The sequence below is a fragment of the Pseudoalteromonas sp. MMG012 genome (genome assembly GCF_018100875.1).
GTDB lineage: Bacteria > Pseudomonadota > Gammaproteobacteria > Enterobacterales > Alteromonadaceae > Pseudoalteromonas > Pseudoalteromonas aurantia.
In genome coordinates, this window is sequence record NZ_JAGJEF010000161.1 from 1 (window position 1) to 2,760 (window position 2,760).

The 2,760-nt window shown below is 37.4% G+C and carries 2 protein-coding genes and 1 pseudogene; all 3 read left to right on the top strand.

What is annotated here, in order from left to right; translation table 11 throughout:
• Window positions 1-9 precede the first annotated feature (9 nt).
• Window positions 10-1,773: an anti-phage-associated helicase HerA gene (gene herA / locus J8L97_RS22650; RefSeq protein ID WP_211052986.1), complete on the top strand. Its 1,764-nt coding sequence runs from the start codon at window positions 10-12 to the stop codon at window positions 1,771-1,773.
• Between the two features lie 240 nt (window positions 1,774-2,013).
• Window positions 2,014-2,325, top strand: coding sequence for a transposase (locus tag J8L97_RS22655; protein ID WP_211052988.1), 312 nt, complete (start codon window positions 2,014-2,016; stop codon window positions 2,323-2,325).
• A 119-nt stretch (window positions 2,326-2,444) separates the two neighbouring features.
• Window positions 2,445-2,760 (top strand): annotated as a pseudogene (locus J8L97_RS22660) (IS3 family transposase); the annotation flags it as partial.

Below are 2,760 nucleotides of genomic sequence, written 5' to 3' on the forward strand. Positions count from 1 at the left end.
TTTAACTAAATGACCGAATCAATAAATGCCGAAGTAATTTCGGTTTACCCAGATAAAGTAAAAGTATCCATTGATGATCTAGATTCATTTCGCTTGGCAGAAGAGCACCTCAAAGTTGGCTCATACCTCAGAATTGCAGATTGTGATGATGTTGTATTAATAGCTGTCATTGATAGTTTTTCTATTGAAGTAAAAGATACTGGAGGTAGAAAATATATTATCGAAGCAAGTCCTCTAGGAGTAATAAAAAATGAAATTTTCTCTCGTGGTGGAGATTCTATTGCAATTCCTCCTAAAAAAGTTGAACCTGCAAAAATAAGTGAAATTGAAAAAATATATGCTTATGGTTTAGCGAATAAAGAAAAATTCGATTTTTCTCAACTGTCAAATAACGGTGGTGTTCGCGTTCCCGTTGATGGAGATAAATTTTTTAACAAACATATTGGAATTGTCGGTTCTACTGGTTCAGGAAAGTCACATACTATTGCCACGATTCTTCAAAAAGCAGTTTCACAAAAAAGTAATCAATATGAGGGATTAAACAACACCCATGTAATAATATTTGATATACATGATGAATACCCATCAGCATTCCCATCATCTAATAAATTGAGTGTCGATGATATAGTTTTACCTTATTGGCTTTTAAATAGTGAAGAGTTAGAAGAGCTATTTCTTGATTCTGGTGATAACAATAATTACAACCAATCTTCAGTATTGAGGAGTGTTATCACTCAAAATAAAAAGAAACACAATCCATATGTTGATAAAATATTTTACGATAGTCCACTTAAGTTTGATATCGAAGAAGTTTTAAATTGCCTTATTAACCTTAAAAGTGAAACAAAGAACTCAAAGGCTGTAGATCGCTATATGATTGCGGGTGAGGAAGGAGATGCTGAGAATAGTTCAACTACAGCAGAGTCTGGTATTTTCTTGTCCAACGAAGATAAGCTTGATATGTACTTTTCAAAATTATACGAATTTAGGCCAACTAAAAACTCTAATGTAACGAAAGGTGATTATGCTGATGGTACCCTAGATAAATTTGTATCGAGATTCACCTCAAAGTATAAGCAAGATCGCCTAAAGTTTCTCTTTGGCACAGCGTCTAAAGATATTTCATTCGAAGACACAATAAGGCAATTTCTTGGCTATAAAAAAGAACAGGAATCCAACGTAACAATAATCGACTTAAGCGGAATTCCATTTGAGGTACTAAGCATTACAGTGTCTCTGATTTCTAGAATACTATTTGACTTTGGTTATAACTATAAAAGGTATGCTAGTAGCAAAGAAAAGAAACAACATGATATTCCAATCTTGCTTGTTCTTGAAGAGGCACATAAGTATGTACCTAAAAGTGATTTAGCAAGATTCAAAGCTTCAAAAAACTCAATAGAAAGAATTGCAAAAGAGGGGCGTAAGTATGGAGTAACCCTTCTATTAGCAAGTCAAAGGCCATCCGAAATATCAGAAACCATTTTTTCTCAATGTAGTAACTTCGTTGCAATGCGTTTAACTAACCCTGATGACCAGAATTATGTTCGAAGAATTTTACCCGATACTTTTGGGAATTTAACCTCTAACTTATCTTCACTTCAAACAGGTGAAGCGTTACTTATGGGGGATGCTGCAATTTTACCTTCCCTTGTTAAGATTGATAAGACAGAGTTGCCGCCTTCGTCTTCTGATATTCCTTACTTGAAACTTTGGAAAAGTGAATGGGTCAACCTAGATTTTGAAAAGTTCACAGATCAGTGGAAGTCTTAACGGGCTTCTAAGATAATAAGATGAGACAGTCACAAATTTCCTGCATAATAGGGTGGCGTTACATTGTAATGTTGAGCGTATAATTATGTGCCTGTCCCATTACTGTTATTTTAAAAATGAGTGAAATGGGACAGGCATAAAATGTTTGCATGTCCCTTTTATTTTACATTGTAGTGGTACATTGAATTTGGCCACCTGATTAGAGGTGATAGAATCATCATAACTTAATTAGGTGCAATCATGGCAAAACAAACACGACCAAAATACTCACCTGAGTTCCGCTTAGAAGTAGCCCAGCAAGTAGTTGATGAGCAACGCTCAATTCGAGATGTTGCTGAGGCGATGGGACTTGGGAAATCTACCGTTGATAAATGGGCGAGACAGCTTCGCCAAGAGCGCCAAGGTAACTTATCTAGTGCGACTCCATTAACCCCTGACCAGCTTAAAATTCGTGAATTAGAACGCAAATTAAAGCGACTTGAAGAGGATAATGAAATCTTAAAAAAGGCTTCAGCTCTCTTGATGCAGGACTCCATCAAAGGTTTGCGCTGATACGGTCACTTCAAGAGAGTTGGCCGGTAAAGCGCCTCTGCCATCTATTTCGAGTTCAACGTAGTAGTTTTCGTTACTGGAAGCAAAGGCCGCAGCATATAGACCCTGAACGTCTACGTTTGATTGCACAATTAAAGCGTTGGTTTGGGATAAGTCATGGGTCGGCAGGCCAACGCACCTTAGTTCAGTTGCTAAAAGACTCAGGGTTTAAAGTAAGTCGTTGGCTCGTGCGTAAGTTAATGAAACAGAATGGCTTAGTGAGTCGCCAGCTACCTTCGCATAAGTATGCAAAAGCTGAAAAGACCCATTTAAGTATTCCAAACTTATTGGAGCGTGAGTTTAACGTATCGGCACCAAATCAAGTTTGGTGTGGCGACGTGACCTATGTTTGGTGCGGCTCTCGCTGGGTTTACCTAGCAGTCGTTATTGACCTTT